Origin of the sequence: Plantibacter sp. CFBP 13570, from assembly GCF_014841395.1 — a bacterium.
GTDB lineage: Bacteria > Actinomycetota > Actinomycetes > Actinomycetales > Microbacteriaceae > Plantibacter > Plantibacter auratus.
This window is the reverse complement of record NZ_JACYTW010000025.1, coordinates 1-26,672: the sequence shown is the minus strand read 5'-3', so window position 1 is coordinate 26,672 and position 26,672 is coordinate 1. Positions and strand designations below refer to the sequence as shown.

Here is a 26,672-nt window from a genome sequence, read left to right as displayed (position 1 = left end):
TCGGTACGAAAGAGGAGATTCTCCCACCCGCGCTTGACCGCTTCACAAGGTTACCGGGTTGTCACGCTCCGCCTGTCGCTTCACCGCTTCGGGTCGTCGGGCGTGGTGCCTTCCGACAGGTGTTTTGAACACCGGCGGAGGGTACGGGTGTGTGGTGAACCGATTTCGTCGCGTCGCAGGTATCGGACCTGGTCGCGTGGCATCCCACCCAGTCAGAGGAGCTCCGCATCAGCGATCCCCGTACCAATGACCGTATCCGCGTCCCGGAGGTCCGACTCGTCGGTCCCGGCGGAGAACAGGTCGGCGTCGTCAAAATCGAGGTCGCCCTTCGCCTCGCGCAGGAAGCGGATCTCGACCTCGTCGAGGTCGCACCCAACTCCAAGCCGCCCGTCGCGAAGATCATGGACTACGGCAAGTTCAAGTACGAGGCTGCGCAGAAGGCCAAAGAGGCCCGGCGCAACCAGGCGAACACGATCCTCAAAGAGGTCCGGTTCCGCCTCAAGATCGATCAGCACGACTACGAGACCAAGCGCAAGCGCGCCGAGGGCTTCCTCAAGGCCGGTGACAAGGTGAAAGCCATGATCCAGTTCCGCGGCCGCGAGCAGTCCCGCCCAGAGCAGGGCGTCCGCCTGCTCCAGAAGTTCGCCGAGGACGTGTCCGAGTGGGGCACCGTCGAGTCCACCCCCATGGTCGACGGTCGCAACATGGTGATGGTCGTCGGTCCACTCAAGAACAAGTCCGAGGCGAAAGCCGAAGCCAACGCACAACGTGCGGCATCCAAGGCACGTCCGGCTGACGCCGACGAAGCCGACGAGGCTGCTCCGGTGGAGTCATCCACCGACGAGAACCGATAAGAAACGAGGAATCCCATGCCGAAGCAGAAGACCCACTCCGGGGCCAAGAAGCGATTCAAGGTCACCGGCAGCGGCAAGCTGATGAAGCAGCAGGCCGGTATGCGACACAACCTGGAGAGCAAGTCCAGCCGTCGCACCCGTCGCCTGAACCAGGACCAGGTGCTGGCGCCCGCCGACGCCAAGGTCATGAAGAAGCTGCTCGGTCGCTAGACCGTTTACCCGTAAGGAACTAGGAACATGGCAAGAGTCAAAAGGGCGGTCAACGCTCACAAGAAGCGTCGCGTCATCCTCGAGCGCGCCGCCGGTTACCGCGGTCAGCGTTCGCGTCTGTACCGCAAGGCCAAGGAGCAGGTCACTCACTCCCTCGTCTACTCGTACCGCGACCGTCGTGCGCGCAAGGGTGACTTCCGTCGCCTCTGGATCCAGCGCATCAACGCGGCTTCGCGTGCCAACGGCATGACGTACAACCGCTTCATCCAGGGTCTCGGCCTCGCCGGGATCGAGGTCGACCGCCGTATCCTCGCGGACCTCGCGGTGCACGAGCCCGCCACCTTCGCGGCCCTCGTCGCGTCGGCCAAGGCCGCGCTGCCCGCCGACACCTCGGCGCCCAAGGTCTCCGCGTAGTCGGAAGCCCTGCGTCCGCCCGGACGATGTGTTCGAACGGCCCGATCCCACCAGGGATCGGGCCGTTTCGTCTGTCCGGAGTGCGACCCATAGGATGGGTGCGTGCTTGACAATCCGCGGTCACCGCGCGTCCGTTCCGTCGCCAAACTCGCCAAGCGTCCGGCGAGACAGGAGACCGGCCTGTTCCTCCTCGAAGGACCACAGGCGGTCTCGGAGGCCCTGCAGTTCCGGCCCGACCTGATCCTCGAGCTGTACGCGACGCCGACGGCCCTCGAGCGCTACACCGACATCGGGGCCGCGGCCACCGATGCGGGACTCGAGATCGAGTTCGTCACCGAGCAGGTCCTCGAGTCGATGGCCGACACCGTCACCCCGCAGGGGTTCATCGCGGTCGCGCAGCAGTTCCCGACCTCGATCAAGGACATCTTCGCCGGAGAGCCGCAGCTCGTCGTCATCCTGGAGGAGGTCCGCGACCCGGGCAACCTCGGGACGATCATCCGAGCCGCGGACGCCGCCGGCGCGGACGCCGTCGTCCTGAGCGGACGGACCGTCGACCTCTACAACCCGAAGGTCGTGCGCTCCACGACCGGCTCGCTCTTCCACCTGCCCGTCGCGGTCGGTGTCGAGCTGCCCGCCGTGCTGGAACGGGCCCGCGCAGCGGGACTGCAGACGCTCGCTGCCGACATCAAGGGCGAGGACCTCCTCGTGGCCCGGTCGGAAGGCGTGCTCGCGCGGCCGACGGCATGGGTGTTCGGCAACGAGGCCAGGGGACTCACCGATGAGCACCTCGAGCTCGTCGACCGTGCGGTTACGGTACCGATCTACGGCCGTGCCGAGAGCATGAACCTGGCCACTGCGGCGTCGGTGTGCGTCTTCGAGAGCGCGTTCGCGCAGCACGCCTGAGCGCCTGAGGCGTCGACCGTCGAGGTTACGAAACGGTAACCGTAGCGCTTCCGTCATGCGCACGAAACACACGGTCACCTAGTTTGGGTTACATGGAGCCAACAGTGTCCCCGAACTCCGGCCCGACGGAACCCGATGCAGCAGCCTCGCATGGTGCCGCCGGCGCATACGAGACCACGAGCAACCCGATCCAGGCAGGGCGCGGCGAGCCCCTCGTCGTCATGGAGAACGTCGAGAAGCACTACGGCGAGTTCCACGCCCTGAAGGACATCAACCTCACCGTCAACAAGGGTGAGGTCGTCGTCGTGATCGGACCGTCCGGGTCCGGCAAGTCCACCCTCTGCCGGACGATCAACCGGCTCGAGACGATCAGCTCGGGGGAGATCCGGATCGACGGCAAGAAGCTGCCGGAGGAGGGCAAGCAGCTCGCCGAGCTGCGCGCCGACGTCGGCATGGTGTTCCAGTCGTTCAACCTGTTCGCGCACAAGACGATCCGCGAGAACGTCACCCTCGGCCCGATCAAGGTGCGCAAGCAGAAGAAGCGCGACGCCGACGATGCGGCGAAGGTGCTGCTCGAGCGCGTCGGCATCGGCGTGCAGGCGGACAAGCTGCCGGCACAGTTGTCCGGCGGGCAGCAGCAGCGCGTGGCGATCGCCCGCGCCCTCGCGATGAAGCCGAAGGTCATGCTGTTCGACGAGCCGACCTCGGCCCTCGACCCCGAGATGATCAACGAGGTCCTCGACGTCATGGTGCAGCTCGCCAGTGAGGGCATGACCATGATCGTCGTCACCCACGAGATGGGCTTCGCCAGGAAGGCCGCCGACCGCGTCGTGTTCATGGCCGACGGCGAGATCCTCGAGGACACCGACCCCGAGTCGTTCTTCACGAACCCGCAGTCCGAGCGGGCGAAGGACTTCCTGTCGAAGCTCCTCACCCACTGACCCATCCGACTCCGGATCGCGCGACCCGCGCGGCGACCCGGAACTGACCAACCGATCGGCCCGTCCCGGGCACCAAGGAAGGAAGGAAAACATGCGCAAGAGGCTCATGTTCATCACCGCGGGAGTCGCTGCAGCAGCGCTCGCGCTCAGCGGGTGCAGCGGCGGCGACGCCGGCACCGGATCGACCGACGGCGCGTCCGACGGCGGCGCACTCTTCGAGGTCGCCACCGACGTCCAGCTCGAGGGCAGCCCCACGTACGACGCGATGGTGAAGGCCGACAAGGTCCGCATCGGCGTCAAGGAGGACCAGCCCGGTCTCGGCTACCTCGACGCCGCCACCGGCGAGCGTTCCGGCTTCGACGTCGAGATGGCCACCTGGATCGCCGCGTCGCTCGGCTTCGATGCCGACAAGATCGAGTTCAAGGCGATCCCGAGCGCCAACCGCGAGTCGGCCATCGTGAACGGTGACATCGACTACTACGTCGGCACCTACTCGATCACCGACAAGCGCAAGGAGCAGATCGACTTCGCCGGACCGTACTTCGAGACCGGCCAGGGCCTGCTCGTCGCCGCGGACAACGACGACATCAAGGGCGAGGACGACCTCGCCGGCAAGACCGTGTGTTCGGCGACGGGCTCCACGCCCATCCAGAACATCAAGGACAACTTCCCCGACACCAAGACGGAGGAGTTCGACACCTACTCGCAGTGTGTCGAGGCCCTGAACGACGGCAAGGTCGACGCGGTCACGACCGACCAGGCGATCCTGATCGGGTACGCGGCGCAGTTCCCCGACGACCTCAAGGTCGTGGGCGAGCCGTTCAGCACCGAGCTCTACGGCATCGGTCTGCCGAAGGGTGACGACGCCCTCCGCCACTTCATCAACACGATGTTCACCGATGGCGGCGACACCTGGACCAAGATCTACGACGCCACCCTCGGCGCCTCCGGCACCAAGGTGACCCAGCCGGCGGTCGACGACTACTAAGCAGCGCCCCGGGCGGCCGCCGACCAGCGGCCGTCCGGGGGAGCTGTCCCGTCGACTCCGCCCAGGCGCCCGCCACGGGCGTCCCCCTCCCGAAAGGCGTGCGCGACATGAACGTCCTGCTCGACAACCTCGACCTCTTCGTCACGGGCTTCCGCAACACCCTGCTGCTCTTCGTGGTGTCGGGGTTCTTCGCGCTCATCCTCGGCACCATCGTCGGTGCCATGCGGGTCTCGCCGGTCCCGGCGATGCGCCTCTTCGGCACCGTGTACGTCAACACGGTGCGCAACACCCCGCTGACCCTCATCCTCTTCTTCTTCGCCTTCGGCTACCCGAAGCTCGGGCTCCCCGAAGTGAGTTACACGACGCTCGCGATCATCGGGCTGAGCCTCTACACCGCGACCTACGTCGCAGAGGTCCTGCGGTCCGGCGTCAACACGGTGCCGATCGGTCAGGCCGAGGCCGCACGCGCGATCGGGCTGCCGTTCGGACAGACCATGACGCTCGTCATCCTGCCGCAGGCGTTCCGTGCCGTCCTGCCACCGCTGTTCAGCGTGCTCATCGCCCTGCTCAAGAACACGACGGTCGCCGCCGGCTTCTCCGTCGCCGAAGCGGGCGCGATCCGCGCGAACCTGTCCGAGCGCGGTGAGCCGCTCCTCATCGGACTGCTGTGGGTGGCCCTCATCTTCGTGGCGCTCGTGTCGCTCCTGTCCCTCGCCCAACGGGCCTTCGAGAAGAAGTGGAGGATCGCGCGATGAGCTCCGTCCTGTTCGACACCCCCGGCCCGAAGGCCATCGTCCGCTATCGCTGGATCGGTGCGGCGACGGTGCTCGTCGTCGCCGGCATCCTCGCGTTCGTCGTCTTCCGCTTCATCGAGACCGGACAGTTCACCGCCTCGAAGTGGAAGCTCTTCACCTTCCCGCGCGTCTGGGAGCAGATCCTCCAGGCGACGGGTGCCACCCTGTCCGCGTTCGCGGTCGCCGCGGTCTGCAGCGTCGTCCTCGGACTGTTGCTGGCGATCGGCCGACTGTCCGACCACAAGATCATCAGCGTCCCGTTCACGATCTTCATCGAGTTCTTCCGGGCGGTCCCGGTCCTCATCCTGATGATGCTCATGTACTACGGGCTGCCGCCCCTCGGCTTCACCTTCGTGACGCCGTTCGTCGCCGTCGCCATCGCGCTGACGCTGTACAACGGCGCGGTGTTCTCCGAGATCTTCCGAGCGGGCATCGAGTCGTTGCCGAAGGGGCAGGGCGAGGCCGCCTACGCCATCGGCCTGCGGAAGTCCGCGGTCCTGCGCCTCATCCTGTTCCCGCAGGCGATCCGCGCGATGCTGCCGGTCATCATCGCCCAGCTCGTCGTCGCCCTCAAGGACACCGCACTCGGCTTCCTGATCACCTACCAGGAGCTTCTCTACCTCGCGAAGCAGTTCGGGTCGCAGGCGCTCTACGGCAGCCCGATCATCCCCTCGATCATCGTGATGGGCTCGATCTACATCGTGCTCTGCCTGATCCTCTCCGGCGTCGCGAAGATCGTCGAGGTGCGTACCCGACGGTCGCCACGCACGCCGAAGGAACAGGCCGTGACCGAGGACACGACGACCAAGATCCTCGGCATCCAGGCGGGGAACCAGTCGTCCGGCGCGAGCATCTGACGTCGTCCCGACGGAGCCCGGGCGACCGGGTCCCCGTCGGGGCGAGGACGATCGCCCATGCGGGCCGACCGCCTGGGTAGACTTGGCTCTCGTGTCCGACGCATCCCCAATATCCGAACCAGCGGTGAACGCCGCGGTCGACGCCGCTCTCGAAGCGATCGCCGCAGCCACCGACTCGGCCGCCCTGAAAGCGGTCCGATCAGCCCACGCCGGCGAAGCGTCACCGCTCGCCGCCCTCAACGGATCGCTCCGCAGCGTGCCGAACGACCAGAAGGCCGCGCTCGGCAAGCTGGTCGGTCAGGCTCGCGGGCGCGTCTCGAAGGCGTTGAGCGAGCGCGAGGGCGAGATCGTCGCCGCCGAGACGGAGGCACGCCTCGCCGCCGAGGCGATCGACGTCACCGCCGTCCCGCTGCGACGCCTGCCCGGTGCCCGGCACCCCCTCACGCTGCTCCAGGACCGCGTGTCCGACATCTTCGTCGGCATGGGGTGGGAGATCGCCGAGGGGCCAGAGGTCGAGAGCGAGTGGTTCAACTTCGACGCCCTGAACTTCGACGCCGACCACCCGGCCCGCGCGATGCAGGACACCTTCTTCGTGGAGCCGCTGGAGTCGCACCTCGTCCTGCGGACGCACACCTCGCCGGTCCAGGTGCGCTCGCTGCTCGAGCGCGAACTCCCCGTGTACGTGCTCGCCCCCGGGCGGGTCTACCGCACCGACGAGCTCGACGCGACGCACACGCCCGTCTTCATGCAGTTCGAGGGTCTCGCCGTCGACAAGGGCCTGACGATGGCGCACCTCCGCGGAACGCTCGACCACTTCGTGAAGAGCGTCTTCGGCGACGACGCGAAGGTCCGCCTGCGTCCCAGCTACTTCCCCTTCACCGAGCCGAGCGCCGAGCTCGACTTCTGGCACCCGACCTTCAAGGACGGACCGCGTTGGATCGAGTGGGGTGGGTGCGGCATGATCAACCCGAACGTGCTCCGGTCCGCCGGTATCGACCCCGAGGTCTACTCGGGCTTCGCCTTCGGGATGGGCGTCGAGCGCGGCCTGATGCTGCGCGACGGCGTGCAGGACATGCGAGAGATGGTGGAGGGCGACGTCCGCTTCTCCCAGCAGTTCGGGATGGTGGTGTAGTCGTGCGTGTTCCATTGAGCTGGCTCGGGGAGTTCGTCGAACTCGCCCCGGGGACCACCCCTGAAGACGTCCACGCCGCGCTCGTGCGCGTCGGGCTCGAGGAGGAGGACGTCCACCGCTTCGAGCTGACCGGTCCCATCGTGGTCGGCGAGGTCCTCGAGTTCGTCGAGGAGCCGCAGTCCAACGGCAAGACCATCCGCTGGTGCCAGGTCCGCGTCGCCGAGGGTGACGCCGACGGGGCCGTACGGGGCATCGTCTGCGGTGCCGGCAACTTCTTCGTCGGCGACCAGGTGGTCGTCACCCTGCCCGGCGCCGTGCTGCCCGGTCCGTTCCCGATCGCCGCTCGAAAGACCTACGGCCACGTGTCGGACGGCATGATCGCCTCGGCTCGCGAGCTCGGCCTCGGTGAGGACCACGACGGGATCCTGCGTCTCTCGACGATCGGGGTCGAGGCACCCGTCGGCACCGACGCGATCAGCCTGCTCGGTCTCGACGACGCCGCGGTCGAGCTCAACGTGACGCCCGATCGCGGCTACGCGTTCTCGATCCGAGGGGTCGCACGCGAGTACTCGCACGCGACCGGTGCGGCCTTCCGCGACCCGGCGGCGAGCGTCCCCGAGGCGTTCACCGGGCCACTCGACGGCTTCCCCGTCACGATCGAGGATGCGGGGCCGATCCGCGGTCGCGTCGGGTCGAGCGTGTTCGTCACCCGCGTCGTGCGCGACGTCGACCCGACGAAGCCGACCCCGCCGTGGATGGTTGCCCGGTTGAAGCTCGCCGGCATCCGCTCGCTGTCGCTCGTCGTCGACATCACGAACTACGTCATGCTCGAGCTCGGGCAGCCGATCCACGGGTACGACCTCGACAAGCTCACTGGCGGCATCGTCGTCCGGCGCGCGCGGTCCGGCGAGACCTTCGTCACGCTCGACGGCCAGGAGCGGAAGCTCCACGACGAGGACCTGCTGATCACCGACGACTCGGGCCCGATCGGGCTCGCGGGCGTGATGGGTGGCCTCGACACCGAGATCACCGATGCCACGCGCAACGTCATCATCGAGGCCGCGAACTTCGACCAGGTGTCCATCGCGCGGAGCGCGCGTCGCCACAAGCTGCCGAGCGAGGCGTCCAAGCGGTTCGAGCGCGGTGTCGATCCACAGATCGCCGTCGCGGCCGCCGGTCGCGTCGCGCAGTTGCTCGTCGACCTGGCCGGCGGCCGGACGGACGACCTCGGCTCCACCGTCACCACGGCGCCGGATCGCGAGCCGATCCTGCTCCCCGACGACTACATCAACGGCCTCATCGGCGTCACGTTCGGAGCGGACGAGACACGATCCGCGCTCGCCGAGATCGGCGCGGCCGTCGAGGCTACCGATGGCGGCCTGCTCGTGACGCCGCCGAGCTGGCGCCACGACATCACCGGCAAGGAGGACCTCGCCGAGGAGGTGGCGCGGATCCTCGGATACGACCGCATCCCGTCTGTGCTCCCCGTCGCGCCTCCGGGACGCGGGCTCTCGCGTTCGCAGCGGCTGCGCCGTGGGGTCGCCGACGCGCTCGCCTACGGCGGCGCCACCGAGGTGTTGGCCTACCCGTTCGTCTCCGCCGGGGAGAACGCCCGGTTCGGCGCACCGCAACCAGGTGAGTTCCCGGCCGTGAAGCTCGCGAACCCGCTCGACGCGAAGGCCCCCTTCCTCCGCGCGTCGATCCTGCCCGGTCTCCTCGCGGTGGCCCACCGGAACGTCTCGCGCGGTCTGACCGACCTCTCGATCTTCGAGGTCGGCGCGGTGTTCCGTCCGTCCCGTCACGGCGCGTTCGGCCAGGCCGAACTCCCGCAGGCGGCGGTCCGTCCGAGCGAGGCCCAGCTCGAGGAGCTCGAGGCGGGCGTCCCGGCCCAACCGCGTCATCTCGGATTCCTCGCGGTCGGCAACGCCGTCGCGAAGCAGCCGGGCCAGCCCGCGGTCGCGGCCGGTATCGCGGACGCGCTCGAGGCCGTCCAGGCCGTCGCAGTGGCGACCGGTGTCGACATCACCGTCTCGCAGGGCAGCCACCAGGCACTGCACCCCGGACGGACCGCGGCCTTGCACGTGGGCGACGTCCTGGTGGGATACGCGGGGGAGGTCCACCCGGCCGTCGCCGAGGAGGCGAACTTGCCGCGCGTCGTAGCGGTCGCGGAACTCGACCTGGATCGCATCATCGCGCTCGGCGACGCACTGCCCGAGGCCGTCGGCATCGGCACCCTGCCCGCTGCGACGCAGGACCTCTCGCTGCTCGTCCCCGCGACGGTCTCCGCCGGCGAGGTCCTCGACGCCGTCCGGGTCGGAGCCGGTTCACTGCTCGAGCACATCCGCCTCGTCGACGACTACCGCGGCTCGGGCGTCCCCGAGGGCGGCAAGAGCCTGACCTTCGCGCTGCGGTTCCGCGCGCCGGACCGCACGCTCACCGCGGCGGAGGCGAGCGACGCGAAGCTCGCCGGCGCGGCAGTGGCGGCCGAGCGTTTCGGCGCGAGCATCCGGGACTGAGCCGGTCGTACCGGACGACAGCGGCCCCGCGGATCGACGATCTGCGGGGCCGCGTCCGTCGGACGGGACGGACTCAGTCGCGGAAGGTCTCGATCGACGCACCCAGGGTGATGAGCCGCTCCTGCAGCTGCTCGTACCCGCGAGCGATGATGTCGACGTTCCGGAGCACGCTCGTACCTTTCGCGGCGAGCATGGCGAGCAGGATGACGACTGCCGGTCGCAGCGCGGGAGGGCAGCTCACCTCGGCGCCGGACCAGTGCGTCGGCCCGGAGACGTCGATGCGGTGCGGGTCGCGCAGGCGGACGTTCGCGCCGAGTCGGGTCAGGTCGGTGAGGTGGATCGCCCTGCCCTCGTACACCCAGTCGTGGATGAGCGTGTCGCCCTCGGCGCAGGCCGCGATGACCGCGAAGAACGGGAGGTTGTCGATGTTGAGCCCCGGGAACGGCATGGGGTGGATCTTGTCGATCGGGGCGTGCAGCTTCGAGGGATGCACGGTGACGTCGACGAGACGGGTCCGACCGTTCGCGGCTGCGTACTCGGGGGAGCGGGTGTAGCGCAGTCCCATCTCGCCGAGCGTCGCGAGCTCGATCTCCATGAACTCGATCGGCACGCGCGTGACGGTGATCTCCGAGTCGGTGACGATCCCGGCGGTGAGCAGACTCATCGCCTCCACCGGGTCCTCACTCGGCCAGTAGTCCACGTCCTCGTTGATGACGCTGCGGCCGGTGATCCGGAGCGTCGTGCTCCCGATGCCCTCGATGGTGATGCCGAGGAGCTCCAGGTAGAAGCACAAATCCTGCACCATGTAGTTCGGGCTGGCGTTGCGGATGGTCGTCACACCGTCGCGTACCGCGGCGGCCATGATGGCGTTCTCGGTCACGGTGTCGCCGCGCTCGGTGAGCACGACGCTCAGCTCCTCGGGCACGTCGGGGGCGACGGTGGCCTGGTACCAGCCGGCGGTCGCCTCGATGGACAGGCCGAACGGCCGGAGCGCGATGAGGTGCGGCTCGACGGTGCGGGTCCCGAGGTCGCAACCACCGGCGTAGGGGAGGGCGAAGGTGTCGTAGCGGCCGAGCAGCGGACCGAGGAACATGAGCACACTGCGGGTCCGGCGACCGGCGTCCTCGTCGATGCTCTCGAGTGAGAGGTCGTCCGGGACGTGGATCTCGACGTCCTGGCCGTCGGGCGACCAGACCACGGAGACGCCCAGGCTGCGCAGGACGTCGATGATGCGGTCGACCTCGACGATCCGGGCGATGCCGTGCAGCGTGGTGCGGCCGCGGTTCATGAGCGCGGCGCACAGGAGCGCGACCGAGGCGTTCTTGCTCGAACGCACCGCGATGGTCCCGTGCAGCTGTCGGCCACCCTGGACGCGGAGGTGCGAGTTCTTCTTCTGTTCGCCGAAACTGACGATCTCACTCTCGAGCGCGGTGCTGATCCGGCTCAGGAGGTCGATGCTGATGTTCTGACTGCCCTGCTCGATCCGGTTGATCGCGCTCTGGCTCGTACCGACGCGTTCCGCCAGCTGGGCCTGGGTGAGTTTGCGTCCCTGACGGGCGCCGCGGATGAGTGCTCCGACCTGCCGGAGCGGTGCCGCAGGGTCCGTTCGTTCAAACGTTGCCGTGTCTTCCATGTCGTCACTCTATCTCAGATATGAGATAGAGCGCCGTTAGGGACGCCCCTGAGATGTCGGAACGGAATCCGAAACCCGCTCCGTGGTGTCAGACGCGGGCGCGGAGCTCCGGAAGAGGACGGAGTACACCGGGCCTGCGGCGAACCAGATGGCGGTGACCGCGACGAGCTTGATGATCATGCCCCAGATGACGTCCTCGTTCGCGAGGGCGAAGGAGGCGGGGACGGTCCAGCCGACCATGGCCTGCATCGCGAGGAGCCCGGCGACCGCGATCGCGACGGCGAGGACCACCCGACGCCACTCCGACCAGGCGGCCCGGACGTACGCGGGCCCGGACTTCGGCTTCGGCCGCGGTGCTGGACCGCCCGCGAACCGGTGTGCGAACCAGACGTCCGCCTTCGTGATGAGCGCGTGGCCGAACGCCACCGTGAAGCCCAGGTAGATGGTCGCGAGGAGGTGCGTGACGTTCGGCTCCTCGCCGGACGCGAGGTCGGTCGCGGTCAGGACCAGGAGGACGAGGTCCACGACCGGTACACCGATCAACATGATCGCGCTGAGCCGGCGCCGCCGGAGGAGGTAGCGGACCGCGAGCCCGCCGAAGAGGAGGATCCAGAACGCGGCCTCCGCGCCGAGGATGGCCCAGATGAGTGGGCTCGTGCCGAAGAGTTCAGTGAAGCTGTCCATGTTCCGATGGTGTCGCGGGGTGATGCCGTGCCACATCGACCGTGCTGCTGATCCTCCGGCGACGGGGTCAGCGGAACTGCGTACGCCGGCTCGTCCCTCCGACGCTCGCGCCGCGCGGCTCGAGCTGGTGTGATGGAAGTATGGCTGCTCTCGAAGGACCGCGCGCATGGGTGGATCGACACCGTGAGCCGGTCATCACCACGGTGTGCGCGGCCATGGGACTCCTGTTCGCCCTCCTCGGGATCCATGTCCCCTGGGGGACGACCGTGTCGGAACCGCCGCTCCTCCTCACGCTCGCGTTCCTCGTCGCCATCCTGACGGTGCACCTGCTCCGCCGCCGACGCCCGTTGACCACGCTGGCCGTCGGCGTCCTGATCGCCCTCGCCGAAGCGCTCACCACCGGAGGCAGCGGCCTCGGGATGCTCATCGTCGTGTCCGACCTCGCCTACGCGGCGGCGCTCTACTCACGGTCCCGGGTCATGGACGTCGCCGCGTTCGCCTGCACCGCGCTCGCCGTCGTGTCGGTCGGTGTCTTCGCGGTGATCTGGTTCACCGACGACGTCGAGGCCGTCACCCGGCTCGGTCGCGGAGTGGTCCTCGGCTCGCTCATCATCGTCCCGGTCATCCTGGCGAGCTCGATCTGGTACGGCAGGATGGTCCGGTACCCCCGTCTCGAGGCCGAACGCCAGCGCGAGCGCGCGGACACGATCGCCCAGGCAGCGGCTGCGCTCCGGCAGGACGCCGTGACCCGTGAACGGCTCGAGCTCAGCCGGGAGCTGCACGACGTCATCGCCGGTCACCTCTCGGCGATCGCGATGCAGTCGGCGGCGGCCCTGGAACGACGCGACGGCACCGACCCGGTGGCGCTGCGGCGCAGCCTCGCACTCGTCCGGACCAGCAGTCTCGACGCGCTCGCCGACATGCGCACGATGATCGACGTGCTCCGCGGTGACCAGTCGGCCGACGAGCTGGCCCAGGCGCCAGACCGGCTCACGGCCGAGTCGGTCCGCCGCGCGGTCGAGGTCGCCCGTGCCAACGGACTGGAGGTGGAGGTACGGGCACCGGACGACGCGGCGCTCGCCGAGGTCCCCGCGCAGACCTCGATCGTCGGGCTCCGCACGCTCGTCGAAGGCCTGACGAACACCGCGAAGCACGCACCGGGTGCCTCCGTGCGGGTCGAGGTCTCGCTCCCGCCCGGTGCCCTGTCCGTCACGCTCAGCAACCCGCTGCCGACGGCGACCTCGTCTTCGGTGCTCGCCGGGTCCGGTGGGGTCGGCCTCGTCGGCCTGGCCGAGCGGGCACGTCTGGTCGGAGGCGACCTCGTCGCGGGGCCGGACGGTCCCGACTGGCGGACGGCGCTCACGGTGCCGACCCGGGTGCCGACCTCCACCGCCGCGGTCGCCCTTGTAGGAGGGGCGTCATGACCATCACGGTCCTCATCGCGGACGACCATGCGGCCGTCAGAGCGGGTCTGGGAGCGCTGCTCGACGAGCCGGACGACATCCTGGTCATCGCCGAGGCGGCGGACGGGGAGGCCGTCGTCGCGCAAGCCGTGCGACACCGACCGGACGTCGTGTTGCTCGACGTCCAGATGCCGCGTGCCTCAGGGATCGACGCGATCCCGGCCATCCTCGCTGCGGCCACCCCACCGCCGAGCATCATCATGCTCACCACCTTCGCGCTCGACCGGTACGTCGACGAGGCGCTGGCGGCCGGGGCGAACGCCTTCCTGGCGAAGACGGTCTCCGCTGCCGGCCTCGTCGATGCGATCCGACGAGTGCACGCGGGCGAGGCGGTGCTCGCCCCTGAGGTGACCCGCCGAGTCCTCGAACGTCTCGCCGCAGCCCGACCTCCGGTCGTGCCGGCGCCGGCGCCGGCGCACCCCGGTCTGGCCACGCTGACACCGCGGGAGCGTGAGGTCCTCGAGCAGCTGCGCGAGGGGCTGAGCAACGCCGGGATCGCGACCGCGCTCGGGCTGTCCGAGGCGACGGCCCGCACGCACGTGTCCCGGATCCTCGTGAAGCTCGACGCACGGTCGCGGGTCCAGGCCGCGCTCATCGCGGAGCGGGCTGCTCCGGGCGCGGATTCGTCGGCATCCTCGTCGTCGTAGTACGCTCTCGACATGGCACGTTTCCAGGCACAGGGTTCTTCGCGGGCGATCACGCTCCGCGCCCTCCGCCGTACCGTGTCCGCACGCGCTACCGCAGAGCGACGATAGGCGACCCAGGTGCTCGCACGGTCCAGGTGACCGTGCAGTCGTCCAGGAGTCGCCGCCTCCGCCCCTCGAGCGTCCACTCAATAAGGTAGAGCCATGTCCTTCTCTGTAGCGGTGGCCGGAGCATCCGGCTACGCAGGAGGCGAGCTGCTTCGGCTGCTCGCCGACCACCCCGACTTCGACGTCCGGACGGTGACCGCGCACGCGAACGCCGGTCAACCGCTCGTCGACCACCAGCCACACCTCCGATCACTCCGGCATCTCGTCCTCGAGGCGACGACGCCGGAGGTGCTCGCGGGACACGACGTCGTCTTCCTCGCCCTGCCGCACGGCAAGTCGGGTGAGGTCACGGCATCGCTTCCACCGGAGACCCTCGTCGTCGACTGCGGAGCCGACCACCGGCTCGTCGACGAAGCCGACTGGGACGCCTTCTACGGCGGCGACTACTTCGGCGCCTGGGCCTACGGTGTGCCGGAGCTCCAGACGTCCACCGGTCGGGGGCGCGACGCTCTCGTGGGCGCCAAGCGGATCGCCGCTCCTGGATGCAACGCGAGCACCGTCGCCCTGTCCCTCGCGCCCGGCATCGCCGCGGGGGTGATCGAGCCGCTCGACCTCGTCTCCGTGCTCGCCGTCGGGCCGTCCGGCGCGGGGAAGAGCCTGAAGGTCAACTTGCTCGCGAGCGAGGTGCTCGGCACGGCCAACCCGTACGCCGTCGGCGGTACCCACCGGCACATCCCCGAGATCACGCAGAGCCTCCGGGCGGCCGGTGCCGATCGCGCGTCCATCTCGTTCACCCCGGTCATCGTCCCGATGTCGCGCGGCATCCTGGCCACCTCGACGGCACGCATCGTCCCGGGCACCACGGCGGCAGCGGTCCGCGAGGCCTGGGAGACGGCCTACGCCGACGAGCCGTTCGTCCAGGTGCTGCCCGAGGGCTCGTTCCCCCGGACGGCCGACGTCCTCGGCGCCAACACCGCGCTGATCGGACTCGCCGTCGACGAGACGGTGGGACGGGTCGTCGTCGTGACCGCCGTCGACAACCTCGTGAAGGGGACCGCCGGCGCGGCGATCCAATCGGCGAACATCGCGCTCGGGCTCCCCGAGACGACCGGCTTGAGTGTGAATGGAGTGGCGCCGTGAGTGTGACAGCAGCAGCAGGGTTCCTCGCGGCGGGCGTCGCCTGCGGCCTCAAGACCTCCGGGGGCCTCGACCTCGCGGTGGTCCACAACGTCGGTCCGCTGCAGCACGCGGCGACGGTGTTCACGAGCAACCGGTGCAAGGCCAACCCGGTCCTCTGGAGCGAGCAGGTCATGCAGGACGGCATCGTCTCGGCGATCGTCCTGAACTCCGGCGGCGCGAACTGCTACACGGGGACGCGCGGTTTCCAGACGACGCACGCGACCGCGGAGGCCGTCGCCGAGCGGCTCGCGATCTCGGCCGGCGACGTCCTCGTCTGCTCCACGGGGCTCATCGGCGAACAGCTCGACCTCGACAAGCTGACCGCGGGCGTCTGGGACGCCACCCGCGCGGTCGCCGACGAGGACGGTGCGAGCGAAGCGGCCGGGCTCGCCGCGGCGACCGCGATCATGACGACCGACACGAAGCCGAAACAGGCCGTTCGGAGCGCGGACGGATGGACCGTCGGCGGCATGGCGAAGGGTGCGGGCATGCTCGCCCCCGGGCTCGCGACGATGCTCGTCGTCATCACGACCGACGCCGTGCTCGAGCCGGCGCAGCTCGATCAGGCGCTCCGCAGCGCGACCCGCGTCACCTTCGACCGTCTCGACTCCGACGGTTGCATGTCCACCAACGACACGGTGTCACTCCTCGCCTCCGGGTCGAGCGGCGTGACCCCGGAGCTGTCCGCCTTCACCGAGGCGCTGACGGAGGTGTGCCGCGACCTCACCCTGCAGTTGCAGGCCGATGCCGAGGGCGCGGCCCACGACGTCGCGATCGAGGTCGTCGGCGCGGTGTCCGAGGACGACGCGGTCGAGGTCGCCCGCGCGGTCTCCCGCAGCAACCTCTTCAAGGCGGCCATCTTCGGCAACGACCCGAACTGGGGCCGGGTGCTCGCGGCCGTCGGGACCACGGGTGCCGAGTTCGACCCGTACGGGATCGACGTGGCCATGAACGGCGTCCAGGTGTGCACGGCCGGCGAGCCGGATCAGTCGCGCGACCTCGTCGACCTGTCGCCGCGCGCCGTGCACGTGCTCATCGACCTCCACGCCGGCGACACGGGAGCCACCATCTGGACGAACGACCTCACGCACGACTACGTGCACGAGAACAGCGCGTACGCGAGCTGATGATGACCCAGTATCGAGACAACTCTCCCGAGGAGGCGGCGATCAAGGCCGCCACCCTCATCGAGTCGCTTCCCTGGCTGAAGACCTTCCGCGACCAGACGATCGTCGTCAAGTTCGGCGGCAACGCGATGGTGAGCGACGAGCTCGCGCAGGCGTTCGCCGAGGACATGGTCTATCTGCGCTACGCGGGGCTGAAGCCCGTCGTCGTGCACGGTGGTGGCCCGCAGATCTCCGCGATGCTCGAGCGGCTCGACATCCACAGCGAGTTCCGCGGCGGGTACCGGGTCACGACGCCCGAGGCCATGGAGGTCGTCCGGATGGTCCTCACCGGTCAGGTCAACCCCGAGCTCGTGGGGCGGATCAACGAACACGGCCCGCTCGCCGCAGGACTGTCCGGCGAGGACGCGGGCCTGTTCGGCGGGCGTCGTCGCTCGATCGTCGTCGACGGCGAGACCGTGGACATCGGGCTCGTCGGCGACGTCGTCAGCGTCGACCCCACCTCGGTGCAGGCCTACCTCGACGCCGGCAACATCCCGGTGGTCTCCTCGATCGCCCCCGACCTCGACCAGCCCGGCCAGACGCTCAACGTGAACGCCGATGCGGCCGCCGCGGCGCTCGCCGTGGCACTCGGTGCCGCGAAGCTCGTCATCCTGACCGATGTCGCCGGGCTGTACAGCGACTGGCCCAACCGCGACTCGCTCGTCTCGCAGATCACGACGAGTGAGCTCCGAGCCATGCTGCCCACGCTCGAATCGGGCATGATCCCGAAGATGACCGCCTGCCTCGACGCCGTCGACGGCGGGGTCGCCAAGGCCGCCATCATCGATGGCCGCGTACCCCACTCCATCCTGCTCGAGGTGTTCACCCAGAACGGCTCAGGCACCGAGGTCGTCCCGGAGGACTCATGAGCGACTGGAAGAGCCGCGTCGACCGCGACATGATGCGCACGTTCAACACGCCGATCGCGATGCTGACGCGCGGTGAGGGATGCCATGTCTGGGACGCCGAGGGCAACCGCTACCTCGACTTCCTCGCGGGCATCGCGGTGAACGCACTGGGACATGCTCATCCGGCGTTCGTCGGTGCGATCACGCGACAGGCGAGCACGCTCGCGCACGTCTCCAACTACTTCTCGAGTCCGCCGCAGCTCGAGCTCGCGGCCCGACTGAAGCGTCTCGCCGGAGCGGACGAGGGCGGTCGGGTGTACTTCGCGAACTCCGGTGCCGAGGCGAACGAGGCGGCGTTCAAGCTCGCCCGACTCAACCACGGCGACGGATCGCGGACCCGGGTCCTCACCCTGGAGAACTCCTTCCACGGGCGGACCTTCGGCGCGCTCGCCCTGACCGGCAAGCCTGCCCTGCAGGAGGGGTTCCACCCGCTCCCGGGCGGCGTCGAGCACATCCCGACCACGATCGAGGCACTCGAGGCGGCGATCGACGACCGGGTCGCCGCGCTGATCCTCGAACCGATCAAGGGCGAAGCCGGCGTCATCGACCTGCCGGAGGGCTACCTCGCCCGTGCCAGGGCACTCACCGAGGCACACGGTGTGCTGCTCATCATCGACGAGATCCAGACCGGGGCCGGTCGGACGGGGGAGTGGTTCGCGTTCCAGCGGGACGGCATCGTCCCGGACGCGATCACCGTCGCCAAGGGGATCGGCGGTGGCATGCCGATCGGCGCCCTCGTCACCTTCGGCGCCGCCTCCGAGCTGTTCGGACCCGGCCAGCACGGCAGCACCTTCGGAGGCAACCCGCTCGCGACCGCGACGGCGAACGCGGTGCTCGAGGAGATCGAGCGCGCCGGCCTCGTGCAGAACGCCGCCGCGCGCGGTGAGCAGTTGCGGGCCGTCATCACCGCCATCGGTTCCCCGCTCGTCGAGGAGGTCCGCGGACACGGGCTGCTCATCGGCATCGGCTTGAGCGCCCCGGTGGCGGCCGAGCTGTCGGCCGCGGCGTTCGACCGAGGGCTCATCATCAACGCCCCGAACGCGACGAGCATCCGGATCGCGCCGCCGCTCATCATCGGCGACGCCGAGATCGACGAGTTCACCTCCCTCTTCCGCGCGGCGCTCGACGCCGTCCAGGCCTGACCAGCCATCGACCCACACGAACAGGACCACCAGCCATGACCCGTCACTTCCTCCGCGACGACGACCTCAGCCCGGCCGAGCAGGCCGAGATCCTCGACCTCGCCACCGAGCTGAAGCGCGACCGCTGGTCGCGGAAGCCGCTCGAAGGCCCGCAGACCGTCGCGGTCATCTTCGACAAGTCCTCGACGCGGACACGCGTCTCCTTCGCCGTGGGGATCGCCGACCTCGGCGGATCACCGCTCATCATCTCGACGGCCAACAGCCAGCTCGGCGGCAAGGAGACGGCCGCCGACACCGCTCGCGTCCTCGAACGTCAGGTCGCGGCGATCGTCTGGCGGACCTACGCCCAGTCCGGTCTCGAGGAGATCTCGGCCGGGACGACGGTGCCCGTCGTCAACGCGCTGTCCGACGACTTCCACCCGTGCCAGCTCCTCGCCGACCTCCTCACGATCCGCGAGCACAAGGGCGAGCTCGCCGGTCTGACGATGTCGTTCTTCGGCGACGGAGCGAGCAACATGGCCCACTCCTACCTGTTGGCCGGCGCGACGGCGGGGATGCACGTCCGCATCGCCGCCCCGGCCGAGTTCGCCCCGGCTGCGGACGTCGTCGCCGACGCGGAGCGCATCGCCGCGACGACGGGCGGCTCCGTGCTCGTGACCACCGACCCCGACGCGGCGGCGGCGGATGCCGACGTGATGATCACCGACACCTGGGTGTCGATGGGCAAGGAGGACGAGAAGGCGCAACGCGTCGCCATCTTCGGCGGCTACCGGGTCGACCGCAGGCTCATGGGGCTCGCCGCGTCCGACGCCGTCTTCATGCACTGCCTGCCCGCCGATCGCGGCTTCGAGGTCGAGGCCGAGGTCATCGACGGGGCGCAGAGCATCATCTGGGACGAGGCGGAGAACCGCCTCCACGCGCAGAAGGCCCTGCTCGTGTGGCTGCTCGAGCAGCAGCACGCCGGCTCCGCGGCCTGACCCTTCCCCGGCTGCGGCCGACCGACCAGTCCGGAGCACTCCGGACGCCAGCAGTACAGGAGGCCCATCGTGGCAGATCAGCAGAACCGAGCAGGCGAATCCGGGGCCCTCTGGGGTGGACGCTTCGCGAGCGGACCGTCGCCGGAACTGGCCCGTCTGAGCAAGTCCACACAGTTCGACTGGGTCCTCGCCGCATACGACATCGCGGGTTCCCGCGCCCACGCCAAAGCGCTCGCGTCGGCGGGGTACCTCGACGAGGACGAGCTCAGTGGGATGCTTGCCGCCCTCGACGTCCTGGACGCCGACGTGGCCGACGGGACGTTCGTCGCGGCGGAGAGCGATGAGGACGTCCACTCGGCGCTGGAACGCGGGCTCGTCGAACGGGCCGGCAAGGAACTCGGTGGGAAGCTGCGCGCCGGACGGAGCCGGAACGACCAGATCGCGACGCTCGTGCGGCTCTACCTCATCGATCACGGACGGGTGATCGCCCGTGACGTCATCCACCTGATCGACGCGATCGTCTCCCAGGCCGAGGCGCACCCGGACGCGGTGATGCCCGGCCGCACGCACCTGCAGCACGCCCAGCCGGTGCTGCTCGCCCACCAGCTGCTCGCGCACGCCTGGCCGCTCACCCGTGACCTGGAACGGCTCCGCGACTGGCTCGCCCGGGCGAGCGCTTCGCCGTACGGTTCCGGAGCACTCGCCGGCAGTTCCCTCGGGCTCGACCCGGTGCTCGTCGCGCACGAGCTGGGGCTCGACCGGCCGACCGAGAACTCGATCGACGCGACCGCCAGCCGCGACGTCGTCGCCGAGTTCGCGTTCATCACCTCGCTGATCGGGATCAACCTGTCCCGGTTCGCCGAGGAGATCATCGTCTGGAACACCCGCGAGTTCGGGTTCGTGACCCTCGACGACGCCTACTCGACCGGCTCGAGCATCATGCCGCAGAAGAAGAACCCCGACATCGCCGAACTCGCCCGCGGGAAGTCCGGGCGACTCATCGGGAACCTGACCGGGTTGCTGGCGACGCTGAAGGCGCTGCCGCTCGCGTACAACCGCGACCTGCAGGAGGACAAGGAGCCGGTGTTCGACTCCGTGAACCAGCTCGAGGTGTTGCTGCCGGCGTTCACCGGGATGGTGGCGACGCTCCGCTTCGACACGGCACGGCTGCGCGAGCTCGCACCGGAGGGGTTCTCCCTCGCGACGGACGTCGCCGAGTGGCTCGTCAAGCAGGGTGTCGCCTTCCGCGACGCCCACGAGATCAGCGGCGAGCTCGTGCGGTACTGCGAGGAGCGCGGGCTGGCCCTCGACGAACCGGACGACGCCGCACTGGCGGGTGTCTCGGAGCACCTCACGCCGGCTGTGCGACGGGTACTGACCGTCGACGGCTCGATCGGCAGCCGACTCGGCGCCGGCGGGACGGCGCCGGAGCGGGTCCAGGACCAGCTCGTGGCACTCGTCGGGCGGGTGGGCACGCTGTCGCAGGCCCTTTCGCTCTAGACGGGGCGGGGTCCGATGACGTCGGCCGGTCCGCTGCGGGCGCTGACCTCGGGATCGGCCCTCGAGGTCGCGCCCGCGCTGCTCGGCGCGGTGCTGTCCCACACGACGCCCGAGGGCACCGTGTCGGTCCGTCTCACCGAGGTCGAGGCCTATCTCGGGGTCGGCGAGGATCCCGGATCCCATGCGCACCGTGGTCCGACCCCGCGCACGAGTCCGATGTTCGGTCCGCCCGGGCATCTCTACGCGTACTTCAGCTACGGCATGCACGTCTGCATCAACGTCGTGTGTTCACCGGTCGGCACGGCGTCGGCCGTCCTCCTGCGTGCCGGCGAGGTCGTCGCGGGGCTGGAGCTCGCGCGGCTGCGACGCGGTGACCGGGTGCTGGATCGCGACCTGGCCAGAGGACCGGCGCGGCTCACCGTGTCGCTCGGGATCGCGCTCGACCAGTCGGGTGACGACCTCGCCGAGCCGCCGTTCGATCTGCTCCTGCCCGAGCGCCCGCTCGCCTCAGCGGCCGGTCCGCGGACGGGCGTCAGCGGGGTCGGTGGGGGAGCCGCCTACCCGTGGCGGTTCGTGCTCCCGGGGGAGACGACCGTCTCGCCCTACCGCCGCTCGCCCAGGGCCGTGGACTGACCCGCCGACTCAGCCTCGCGCGAGCAGCAGGATCGACGCCACCCCGGCAGCCCAGAGGAGGCTGGCGAGCGAGCCGATGATGAACCGCTCGCGCGCCTCGGCCGAGTCGAGTTCGGTGAAGCGTCCGACACCCTTCACGGCGACGATGACCGCGATCGCCTCCGGATAGCCGGAGAACAACGCGGCGACGAGGGCGAGCCGTTCGAGGATCCCGATCGCGGTCCCGCCGCGCAGCACTTCGATCGGACGTCCGACGACCTGCGAGGCGCTCGGGTTCCGGTGCTCCACGAGGATGCCGCCGTGGATCCCGGGGGCGACGCTGCCCTTCGTCGCGAGGGCGAGGACGAAGGAGGCGACCGGACCACCGCCGGCGACCGCGACGGCGAGGACGAAGACGCCGAGGAGCACGAGTGCCGGACCGGTCGGCGGAACCGAGGGGACGAGCGCGACCAGGAGGGCCCCGATCACCATGAGGGCAGCCGCCACGACCATGAGACGATCCGCGAGACGCGCGGTCAGCACCCGGGCCAGCAGGAGGAAGACGAGCGCGCTTCCGAGGAGGCCGATGACGGTCGGCCAGGTGATGGGCGTGAGCGTGATGAGGTTCATCGCTCGTCCTTTCGGTCGTCGGGGTGGTGCACGGAGGCGTCCTGGTCGAGCTTCGCCAGGAGGCGAATGAGCGCGGTGGTCGCCGCGGCTTCGGCTCGGACTCCGGCGGCCGCGACCCGGCGACTGATCGAACTCTCGGTGATGCCGAGTCGTGCCGCGGCCTCGGACTGGGTCACGCCGGCCGCGAGCAGGTCGGCGACCTCCCAGCCGCCGGCGGTCCTCCGGTCGCGGAGGTGGAGGAGGAGCACGATGAGCGCTTCGACGTCGGCGCCGCCCTGCTGGTCGGCCGCCTCGAGCGCGAACCGGAAGGGCGCCCGCTTGGCCCGCGTGACGGCCTCCCTCGCGGCGTAGAAGGCCTGACCGGTCGCGGCTCGGGTCGAATCGGGGAGCGGACGCCGGACGTCGCCTTGTCCGACACCCACGCTCCAGCCGCGATCCCGGAGGAGGTCGAAGGCGATGGCGAGCGCGACCTCGGCGTCCTCGGTGGCGAGCTGGAACTCGTCGCCCGCCGTGCGTTCGGCCTGGAGGAGCAGGCGGTCCGGGAACCGGTCGTTGATCGACTCGATGACACCGGCGGCTCGATCAGGGCCGGTCCGGCTCGCGATCTGATCGACGGTCAGCACGTACACGGTTCTCCTCTCGGCGGTGGGTGGGCTCGATCACCCTAGTCGCAACATGCAGGTATTTCCACAACTCTGACGAATGAGAGGAATTCCTGCACGTCACGGTCGCCACGATCGCGCCGGTGCCGATGCGCCCGATCCGGCAGCCGATGCCGCGCTGATAGCCTTGCAAGCGTGTCGAACCTCGCTCTTCCTGACCAGCGCAACGATCCGACCTTCGAGGACGTCTGGGACGAACTCGTCTGGCGCGGGCTCGTCCATGTGTCGACGGATCAGCAGGAGCTGAAGCGCCTGCTCGGCGGAACGCCGATCACCTACTACTGCGGGTTCGACCCGACGGCGGCGAGCCTCCACCTGGGCAACCTGGTCCAGCTGCTCGTCATGCGTCGGCTTCAGCTTGCCGGACACCGCCCGCTCGGGCTCGTCGGCGGTTCGACCGGCCTCATCGGCGACCCACGACCGACCGCCGAGCGCACGCTGAACACGCCGGACACCGTCGCCGAGTGGGTGCAGTCGCTCCGCGCGCAGATCGAACGCTTCCTCAGTTTCGAGGGCGACAACGCCGCGCGCATGGTCAACAACCTCGATTGGACCGCACCGCTCTCCGCGATCGACTTCCTGCGGGAGATCGGCAAGCACTACCGCGTCGGCACGATGCTGAAGAAGGACGCGGTCAGTGCCCGTCTCAACTCGGAGGCGGGGATCAGCTACACCGAGTTCAGTTACCAGATCCTGCAGGGGATGGACTACCTCGAGCTGTACCGCGAATACGGCTGCGTCCTGCAGACCGGCGGGAGCGACCAGTGGGGCAACCTCACGAGCGGCACCGACCTCATCCACCGGGTCGAGCGGGCCACCGTCCACGCGATCGGGACCCCGCTGATCACGAACTCGGACGGCACGAAGTTCGGGAAGAGCGAAGGTAACGCGGTCTGGCTCGACCCGAGCATGACGAGCCCGTACGCGTTCTACCAGTTCTGGGTCAACACCGACGATGCGGACGTCATCGCCCGGCTGAAGGTGTTCACGTTCCTCGATCGGGTGGAGATCGAGCGACTGGCGGCCGCGACCGAGTCGGAACCGTTCAAGCGTGAGGCGCAGAAGACCCTCGCCTACGCCGTCACCGCGCTCGTCCACGGGGTCGCCGCGACGGATGCGGCCATCGCCGCGTCGGCCGCGCTCTTCGGTCAGGGCGATCTCGACGCTCTCGACGCGGACACGCTGCGGTCGGCCGTCACGGAGTTGCCGAACGCGCGGGTGGCCGCGGAGACGCTCGTCATCCAGGCGCTCGTCGACACGGAGCTGTGCTCGAGCCTCGGTGAGGCTCGACGCGCGGTCGCCCAGGGAGGCGTCTCGGTGAACAACCGCAAGATCGACGACGTCGACGCGACCCTCGACGACCGCTTCCTCACGGGCGGGGTGGCCGTGCTGCGCCGCGGCAAGCGCACCCTCGCCGGGCTGTTCCTCGACGGAGCGCCCGCCTGATCCGCCGACGACGGCATCGTCGTCGTCATCGAACCTGAAGGGGATGCTCCGAGTGCAGCTCTGCGAGGCGTGCGGGACCGAGATCGTCGACCGTCGCGACGGTGTGTGCCCGAGTTGTGGAGCCATGCTGCCGCTGCGCACGGGCGAGCTGTCGGCGGTGGAGACGCCGGCCGAGCCGGAGCCGGCGGACGGGCTCGAGTCGGAGTCGACGGACGGCCGGCCCACGCCGGCCGATGACGGCGACCTCGTCGAGACCGATGCACCCCACGTCGAGACCGGTGCCCAAGCAGCGGAAGCCGATCGACTGCCGTCGCCGGACGTCGACACGATTGAGCCCGCGAACCCCGGTACCGCGACGTCGATCGCCCCGAGCGCGGTGCCGACACCGGTCCCGGATCCCGAATCCACCGACCCGGCGCCGGCGCAGGCGTCGACTCCGCACCCGGCGACAGCCGCTGCGGCCGAACCTGTCTCGGCGACCGCCGCGGGGGAGGCACCTGGGGAACCGACTGCGCCCCGCGCCCTCTGGCACCCTGATTCGTTGCCCACCACGGTCAAGCGGGCCCCCTCGCGCCGACGATGGTTCCTCCTCGGCGGACTCGCGCTGGCCGTGGTCACTGCGATCGTCGCGGTCGTGCTCATCGTGGTCGCGGCCGTTCCCCACCGCGTCGAGGGGCTCGCGCTCCTCCGCGACCTCCCGACGAGGCCGACCGTCGGAACGTGGGAACTCGCGCATCCGCTGGACGACGAGGTGCCCGCGGGCGACGAGCTCTACCTCAACGGGTACACCGCGAGCCCCAACACCGCGCTGCTCGTGTGGTCGACCGACCGGCCACTGGATCAGACGACCCTCGACGACGCTCCGGGCGAGACGGTGGTCTCCCTGGTGAACACGGCGAACGGCCACACCCTCTGGGACCGTCGCGTCACCGAGCTCTCTCCGGAGTTCGACCGCTTCGACGCACCGGTGGTCGTCTCCCCACCGGATGCGGCCGCGATCGTGCTGAGTCAGGGCGACCTCATGGTGGCCGTGAGCCGTCGCGACGGGCACGTGGTGTCCACCTCGCAAGAGCACTCGAGTGTCGAGGGGATCGGCTTCGCCGACTTCGCTGCGCCGGCGGCGTTCGTCCCGGGTCTCGAGGGTGACCTGCTCATCTCGTCGACCACGGCCGACGGCACCGGGACGGTCGGCCGCTACCGGTCGACGGACCTGACCGACCCGGTCTGGGAGGTCAGCGGTGATGCCGGCGAGCGGGCGACCACCGCGGGCGACAAGCTCTTCTACGACGGTGCGGTCTACTCGCTCGACGACGGATCGACCATCGACTGGCAGGGCGACCTCTCCTGGTACTACCAGCAGGTGGGCGGCGATCTCGTCGCGATCGACTACTCCGGCAACGACACCACGATCCGCGGGGTGGACGACCGCACCGGCGCCGAGCGCTGGAAGGCGACCGGGGCGCTGCCGGTGGTGCTCGACGCGAGCGGGCTGTTGGTCGTCGCCGACCAGTCGGGGGAGCGGGTCCGCCGCCTCGACCCGCGATCCGGCGAGGTCGAGTGGCGCAGCGGACTGACGAGCACCTGGGACGGCGCCTACACCGTGGGCGACACGATCATGCTCGGTGACGGCGAAGGCGGATACACCGGGGTCGGCGCTCGCGACGGTGAGATCCGATACGAGGAGCAGGACGCCGAGGGCAGCCTCGTCGGATACAGCGATCGGACCCTCCTGCTCACGCTCGACGGCACGCTCGTCGGCATCGACGCGACCACGGGCGAGCGCGGTTGGTCGGTCGACTCCGCCGGAGACGAGTACTCGTTCACCGCTTGGGGCGGAAGCCCACTGGCCGTCGCGACGGTCGTCGCGGCCGGTTCCGACTCGGCGGCCGTCCTCGGCATCGGTGACGCTGATCGGGACTGAAGCGCGTGGATCCGGGCGACACGCCCGGGATGCAGTGATGATTTGCCAGCCCCTGGCGGTCTGCGTAAAGTAATCACTCGTCACCCCAAAGGTGCGGGAAGCGGAAGAGCTTCCCGGCCTCAAGTGGGACTGATACCCAGCCAAAAGCCGAGGATCTCCACGTGAGTCAAACTCACACTTGAGATCGTCTCACTTCAAGACTAGGTTGGAACTTCCCAGATCTCGGGTCATCGAAGCGGTGAGGATCAGACGGACTCCGGTCCACTCAGATCAGCTCCTGGTTCGACTTGACAAGAACCGAAAAAGTGGTAAGTTAGAGAAGTTGCCCTGCAGGGCGGTCGTGATGGCCAAAGGCAGGAGCATCCGATCCTTGAGAACTCAACAGCGT

Annotated in this window: 25 protein-coding genes; 21 read left to right on the top strand and 4 right to left on the bottom strand. The window is 69.4% G+C overall.

Going from position 1 to position 26,672, the window contains the following annotated elements:
* The first annotated feature begins 188 nt into the window (after positions 1-188).
* The 10 genes from infC to pheT all read left to right on the top strand — a co-directional run bounded on the left by infC (position 189) and on the right by pheT (position 9,609).
* The gene (gene infC, locus IFT89_RS10320; RefSeq protein WP_199862229.1) at positions 189-854 is read left to right on the top strand and encodes a translation initiation factor IF-3; all 666 of its coding nucleotides are present in this window, start codon (positions 189-191) and stop codon (positions 852-854) included.
* A gap of 15 nt (positions 855-869) precedes the next feature.
* Positions 870-1,064: a 50S ribosomal protein L35 gene (gene rpmI, locus IFT89_RS10315; protein ID WP_056012069.1), complete on the top strand. Its 195-nt coding sequence runs from the start codon at positions 870-872 to the stop codon at positions 1,062-1,064.
* 27 nt (positions 1,065-1,091) lie between these two features.
* On the top strand, positions 1,092-1,478 hold the full coding sequence (gene rplT, locus IFT89_RS10310) for a 50S ribosomal protein L20 (RefSeq protein WP_064294422.1): 387 nt from the start codon (positions 1,092-1,094) through the stop codon (positions 1,476-1,478).
* Between the two features lie 102 nt (positions 1,479-1,580).
* Positions 1,581-2,381 carry a TrmH family RNA methyltransferase gene (locus tag IFT89_RS10305; RefSeq protein ID WP_085512981.1) on the top strand — a complete coding sequence of 267 codons (801 nt, stop codon included), beginning with the start codon at positions 1,581-1,583 and terminating at the stop codon, positions 2,379-2,381.
* A 221-nt stretch (positions 2,382-2,602) separates the two neighbouring features.
* Complete coding sequence (locus IFT89_RS10300) at positions 2,603-3,322, top strand: amino acid ABC transporter ATP-binding protein (protein ID WP_079707380.1); 720 nt, start codon at positions 2,603-2,605, stop codon at positions 3,320-3,322.
* Positions 3,323-3,413: 91 nt separating this feature from the next.
* Positions 3,414-4,310, top strand: a complete 897-nt coding sequence (locus tag IFT89_RS10295; protein WP_137243216.1) for a glutamate ABC transporter substrate-binding protein — start codon at positions 3,414-3,416, stop codon at positions 4,308-4,310.
* A gap of 107 nt (positions 4,311-4,417) precedes the next feature.
* Positions 4,418-5,065, top strand: coding sequence for an amino acid ABC transporter permease (locus IFT89_RS10290; RefSeq protein WP_079707378.1), 648 nt, complete (start codon positions 4,418-4,420; stop codon positions 5,063-5,065).
* Positions 5,062-5,961, top strand: coding sequence for an amino acid ABC transporter permease (locus tag IFT89_RS10285; protein WP_137243215.1), 900 nt, complete (start codon positions 5,062-5,064; stop codon positions 5,959-5,961). Before IFT89_RS10290 ends, IFT89_RS10285 begins: the two co-directional genes overlap by 4 nt.
* 91 nt (positions 5,962-6,052) lie before the next feature.
* Entirely contained in the window at positions 6,053-7,093 is a 1,041-nt protein-coding gene (pheS, locus tag IFT89_RS10280) for a phenylalanine--tRNA ligase subunit alpha (RefSeq protein ID WP_137243214.1), read from the top strand.
* A 2-nt stretch (positions 7,094-7,095) separates the two neighbouring features.
* A complete protein-coding gene (gene pheT, locus IFT89_RS10275) occupies positions 7,096-9,609 on the top strand; it encodes a phenylalanine--tRNA ligase subunit beta (RefSeq protein WP_137243213.1) in 2,514 nt (837 codons plus the stop codon).
* A gap of 73 nt (positions 9,610-9,682) precedes the next feature.
* On the opposite strand, the gene IFT89_RS10270 is transcribed toward pheT, so the two are convergent.
* Both IFT89_RS10270 and IFT89_RS10265 read right to left on the bottom strand, forming a co-directional pair.
* Positions 9,683-11,242, bottom strand: coding sequence for a helix-turn-helix domain-containing protein (locus tag IFT89_RS10270; RefSeq protein ID WP_124769494.1), 1,560 nt, complete (start codon positions 11,240-11,242; stop codon positions 9,683-9,685).
* 36 nt (positions 11,243-11,278) lie between these two features.
* A complete protein-coding gene (locus IFT89_RS10265; RefSeq protein ID WP_202938876.1) occupies positions 11,279-11,926 on the bottom strand; it encodes a hypothetical protein in 648 nt (215 codons plus the stop codon).
* Between the two features lie 140 nt (positions 11,927-12,066).
* Here IFT89_RS10265 and IFT89_RS10260 point away from each other — a divergent pair, with 140 nt between their 5' ends.
* The 9 genes from IFT89_RS10260 (at position 12,067) to IFT89_RS10220 (ending at position 21,646) form a co-directional block, all read left to right on the top strand.
* The gene (locus IFT89_RS10260; protein WP_194645649.1) at positions 12,067-13,350 is read left to right on the top strand and encodes a sensor histidine kinase; all 1,284 of its coding nucleotides are present in this window, start codon (positions 12,067-12,069) and stop codon (positions 13,348-13,350) included.
* A complete protein-coding gene (locus tag IFT89_RS10255; RefSeq protein ID WP_202938875.1) occupies positions 13,347-14,036 on the top strand; it encodes a response regulator in 690 nt (229 codons plus the stop codon). Before IFT89_RS10260 ends, IFT89_RS10255 begins: the two co-directional genes overlap by 4 nt.
* A gap of 201 nt (positions 14,037-14,237) precedes the next feature.
* On the top strand, positions 14,238-15,281 hold the full coding sequence (argC, locus tag IFT89_RS10250; RefSeq protein WP_064294415.1) for an N-acetyl-gamma-glutamyl-phosphate reductase: 1,044 nt from the start codon (positions 14,238-14,240) through the stop codon (positions 15,279-15,281).
* Entirely contained in the window at positions 15,278-16,447 is a 1,170-nt protein-coding gene (gene argJ / locus IFT89_RS10245; RefSeq protein WP_194645651.1) for a bifunctional glutamate N-acetyltransferase/amino-acid acetyltransferase ArgJ, read from the top strand. The genes argC and argJ overlap by 4 nt, the downstream gene beginning before the upstream one ends.
* 2 nt (positions 16,448-16,449) lie before the next feature.
* Positions 16,450-17,355 carry an acetylglutamate kinase gene (gene argB, locus IFT89_RS10240; RefSeq protein WP_079707058.1) on the top strand — a complete coding sequence of 302 codons (906 nt, stop codon included), beginning with the start codon at positions 16,450-16,452 and terminating at the stop codon, positions 17,353-17,355.
* Positions 17,352-18,536: an acetylornithine transaminase gene (locus IFT89_RS10235; RefSeq protein WP_079707057.1), complete on the top strand. Its 1,185-nt coding sequence runs from the start codon at positions 17,352-17,354 to the stop codon at positions 18,534-18,536. The genes argB and IFT89_RS10235 overlap by 4 nt, the downstream gene beginning before the upstream one ends.
* Before the next feature lie 35 nt (positions 18,537-18,571).
* Positions 18,572-19,513 carry an ornithine carbamoyltransferase gene (gene argF, locus IFT89_RS10230; protein ID WP_192018608.1) on the top strand — a complete coding sequence of 314 codons (942 nt, stop codon included), beginning with the start codon at positions 18,572-18,574 and terminating at the stop codon, positions 19,511-19,513.
* 69 nt (positions 19,514-19,582) lie between these two features.
* Positions 19,583-21,013, top strand: coding sequence for an argininosuccinate lyase (argH, locus tag IFT89_RS10225; protein WP_202938874.1), 1,431 nt, complete (start codon positions 19,583-19,585; stop codon positions 21,011-21,013).
* Between the two features lie 15 nt (positions 21,014-21,028).
* Positions 21,029-21,646 (top strand): DNA-3-methyladenine glycosylase, encoded by a 618-nt coding sequence (locus IFT89_RS10220; protein ID WP_202938873.1) that lies wholly within the window; start codon positions 21,029-21,031, stop codon positions 21,644-21,646.
* Between the two features lie 9 nt (positions 21,647-21,655).
* On the opposite strand, the gene IFT89_RS10215 is transcribed toward IFT89_RS10220, so the two are convergent.
* Together IFT89_RS10215 and IFT89_RS10210 are read right to left on the bottom strand one after the other, a co-directional pair.
* Entirely contained in the window at positions 21,656-22,255 is a 600-nt protein-coding gene (locus IFT89_RS10215; RefSeq protein ID WP_194645660.1) for a hypothetical protein, read from the bottom strand.
* Complete coding sequence (locus IFT89_RS10210; protein WP_202938872.1) at positions 22,252-22,884, bottom strand: DNA-binding protein; 633 nt, start codon at positions 22,882-22,884, stop codon at positions 22,252-22,254. The genes IFT89_RS10215 and IFT89_RS10210 overlap by 4 nt, the downstream gene beginning before the upstream one ends.
* Before the next feature lie 168 nt (positions 22,885-23,052).
* Between IFT89_RS10210 and tyrS the strand changes: the two genes are divergently transcribed.
* Both tyrS and IFT89_RS10200 read left to right on the top strand, forming a co-directional pair.
* Positions 23,053-24,363: a tyrosine--tRNA ligase gene (tyrS, locus tag IFT89_RS10205; protein ID WP_124769483.1), complete on the top strand. Its 1,311-nt coding sequence runs from the start codon at positions 23,053-23,055 to the stop codon at positions 24,361-24,363.
* Positions 24,364-24,406: 43 nt separating this feature from the next.
* Positions 24,407-26,284: an outer membrane protein assembly factor BamB family protein gene (locus IFT89_RS10200; protein WP_202938871.1), complete on the top strand. Its 1,878-nt coding sequence runs from the start codon at positions 24,407-24,409 to the stop codon at positions 26,282-26,284.
* The last annotated feature ends 388 nt before the right edge of the window (positions 26,285-26,672 follow it).

Excerpts from the sequence above, each read along its gene's own strand:
- rpmI (WP_056012069.1), top strand. The coding sequence starts at position 870 with ATGCCGAAGCAGAAGACCCACTCCGGGGCCAAGAAGCGATTCAAGGTC.
- rplT (WP_064294422.1), top strand. The coding sequence starts at position 1,092 with ATGGCAAGAGTCAAAAGGGCGGTCAACGCTCACAAGAAGCGTCGCGTC.
- IFT89_RS10300 (WP_079707380.1), top strand. The coding sequence starts at position 2,603 with ATGGAGAACGTCGAGAAGCACTACGGCGAGTTCCACGCCCTGAAGGAC.
- IFT89_RS10295 (WP_137243216.1), top strand. The coding sequence starts at position 3,414 with ATGCGCAAGAGGCTCATGTTCATCACCGCGGGAGTCGCTGCAGCAGCG.
- IFT89_RS10290 (WP_079707378.1), top strand. The coding sequence starts at position 4,418 with ATGAACGTCCTGCTCGACAACCTCGACCTCTTCGTCACGGGCTTCCGC.
- IFT89_RS10285 (WP_137243215.1), top strand. The coding sequence starts at position 5,062 with ATGAGCTCCGTCCTGTTCGACACCCCCGGCCCGAAGGCCATCGTCCGC.
- IFT89_RS10270 (WP_124769494.1), bottom strand. The coding sequence starts at position 11,242 with ATGGAAGACACGGCAACGTTTGAACGAACGGACCCTGCGGCACCGCTC.
- IFT89_RS10265 (WP_202938876.1), bottom strand. The coding sequence starts at position 11,926 with ATGGACAGCTTCACTGAACTCTTCGGCACGAGCCCACTCATCTGGGCC.
- IFT89_RS10260 (WP_194645649.1), top strand. The coding sequence starts at position 12,067 with ATGGCTGCTCTCGAAGGACCGCGCGCATGGGTGGATCGACACCGTGAG.
- IFT89_RS10255 (WP_202938875.1), top strand. The coding sequence starts at position 13,347 with ATGACCATCACGGTCCTCATCGCGGACGACCATGCGGCCGTCAGAGCG.
- argC (WP_064294415.1), top strand. The coding sequence starts at position 14,238 with ATGTCCTTCTCTGTAGCGGTGGCCGGAGCATCCGGCTACGCAGGAGGC.
- argB (WP_079707058.1), top strand. The coding sequence starts at position 16,450 with ATGACCCAGTATCGAGACAACTCTCCCGAGGAGGCGGCGATCAAGGCC.
- IFT89_RS10235 (WP_079707057.1), top strand. The coding sequence starts at position 17,352 with ATGAGCGACTGGAAGAGCCGCGTCGACCGCGACATGATGCGCACGTTC.
- argF (WP_192018608.1), top strand. The coding sequence starts at position 18,572 with ATGACCCGTCACTTCCTCCGCGACGACGACCTCAGCCCGGCCGAGCAG.
- IFT89_RS10220 (WP_202938873.1), top strand. The coding sequence starts at position 21,029 with ATGACGTCGGCCGGTCCGCTGCGGGCGCTGACCTCGGGATCGGCCCTC.
- IFT89_RS10215 (WP_194645660.1), bottom strand. The coding sequence starts at position 22,255 with ATGAACCTCATCACGCTCACGCCCATCACCTGGCCGACCGTCATCGGC.
- IFT89_RS10200 (WP_202938871.1), top strand. The coding sequence starts at position 24,407 with ATGCTCCGAGTGCAGCTCTGCGAGGCGTGCGGGACCGAGATCGTCGAC.